This window comes from Undibacterium sp. SXout7W, assembly GCF_049339385.1.
GTDB lineage: Bacteria > Pseudomonadota > Gammaproteobacteria > Burkholderiales > Burkholderiaceae_D > Undibacterium.
The window spans coordinates 1-2,085 of record NZ_JBMPPF010000047.1 but is presented as its reverse complement, the minus strand read 5'-3'; the positions used below and the strand labels follow the sequence as shown (position 1 = coordinate 2,085).

Genomic DNA, 2,085 nt, shown 5'->3' with positions numbered 1-2,085 from the left:
GTGTTACACAATCAATATTCAAGAAAAGAGCTCCACCCTGTGCCCTTGTCGGCAATGCCTTCTTATTCTGTAGAGATTTTAATCGAGAAACTGAGATCGGAGATGGATTCCTTAGAGGTGAATCAACCGAATTATGAATTACTTGATCAGGAAGAATATGATTGCCCGTACCTTTCGTTATCAGGGACAAAGAAGTTAAAAGTTTTCAAATACACAAGAGTATTCGGATCATGGTCTCCATCCGGGGAATTACTAAGACCTCTATTGAATAGAAATTGCAGTCTTTTCTCAAAAACCCTCATGTGTGATTTGGAATCTTCCAAATTACTGATCTGGAAAGACAAAATTTCTCCTGGCTTGGCACTAACTCCGTTAGCCACATTGGTGGGGTTGTTGGAATTAAAAGACACTAACCAAGCTAACAGATGCCCCAGGGTCTCCAGGTTTATATCATCAAATCAGGAGTTCCAACTATCATTGGGGGGTGTCCGAGCAGACTCTCTGGCTGTCCTCCAGTGGATTCATGGCATCCCTATTTTCCTAAGCCTGGAAGGACATCTATTCTCGTTTGCGAACCATCAAGGTGAACCTGTCTTTGGGGAGTTTTGCCCTAATTGGTTTAGTTCTCTTAAGAAGCTAGGAAAATTTAAGAGAGGGGTAAATCTCGAGAACCGATCTAAACGATCCCCATACGTTAGTTCTAGTCTCAGCTTTCCTTATGACCCAGATCTCCCGAAATTCCCTCGCATTCAAGAAAACAATCAGACAAGACCAAGGCGTGAGATCCCAAGATCTATCGTTGACTTTCCTGAAGAGTTCAGGTCTCTTTTACTTGCTGAAAAATCAGCATGGTCTATATCTGAGGTTATGGGACAACTAGGCGACCTCTCAAATAGGACCTCCAGAGAGATATTAGACCTTCAGCTCCACTCATGTCAGAGAAGAGTTATATTTGCAGAGCTTGCTCTTTCCATCCTCCCCATATCCGAAATTCCTTACATGAACCTCTTCTTGGGCCATAGGCTGTACAGATCCTTCTTTGAGAAAGGGCGGGTCCTCTATTATTTGGCAAGGCCAATAGATTCTCTTTCTTTTTCTGAAAACTCCATTGTAGACGGACGAGTAAAAGTTAACTTCACAATTAAAGGGGCCACGATGCAAGGCTATCTACAGTGTGGAAGTGGGATCATCACTAGAGATCCGATCAAGAGTCCCCCTCATTTGTCTGAGTGTTATTTGCCCTTACTCAAACTAGGAGCAGTTGATTTGTGCTCAGGACAATTTGTCAAAACAATAAATCCCCTTCCAGATGGACTAAATGCATGGGAGCCGAAGCTTCATTTGCCCACACCTGCTGTTAAAAACCCGAATTACAAACTTTCTCTGGTTCGGTGGAGTAGCCTGACGGACTCAATTGACAACTCTGAGGGTTCCAACTTGAATAAGTTTTTACTTCCATCTTCTCTTTTCTCTTCATTGACGACTTATATACATGCCATTGATTATCTTATACTTTCGATCCCTTACGTGATTGGCTTTTTGTTCTTTTATTGGTGTTGTTGTTCCATTTCCAGCAGAACCACAATCCGCTCAACTCTGTATTAGTAGATTTAGAAAAAGCCCTTAGAAACAGTAAAGACAAAATAATATCAAACTCCTTTTCTTTTAGTTGAGCGGTTTTCTCCTCCTTGATAAAAATGGATGCAAAAACAAAAATTATAGCTTCGAAGTCTGCACCCAACGACAAAAGACTGGAAGAAACACGTCCAGCTCCGGGCATAGCCGGGTTTATGGACAATTTCTTAAAAGTTGCCGCCAGAAAAGACCAACCGTCATCAAACATAAACGCCATCTTTTCTGGCCCAAGATCAGACCAACGTAAGGAATCCAAGTAAGAAGGAAGAGAATCTCTTAGAAGAGACGACTTTTTCTCGGGATAGGTCAAGGGTTGGAGAAGAGGAAACTGGTCTTGTGATATATGTATGAACATCATGTAGTTAATTGTATATGTATTTATCCTTTATTTATTTATTATTTTCTATTTGTTTTGTCATATATGAATTATCATTGCCTTTTTTGCCCGAT

1 protein-coding gene is annotated in these 2,085 nt (G+C 41.0%); it reads left to right on the top strand.

Annotated elements, in window-relative coordinates:
• Nucleotides 1–1,605 (top strand): hypothetical protein (locus ACO0LB_RS20390; protein ID WP_423052502.1); only part of this gene is annotated, 1,605 nt, incomplete at its 5' end.
• Nucleotides 1,606–2,085 lie beyond the last annotated feature (480 nt).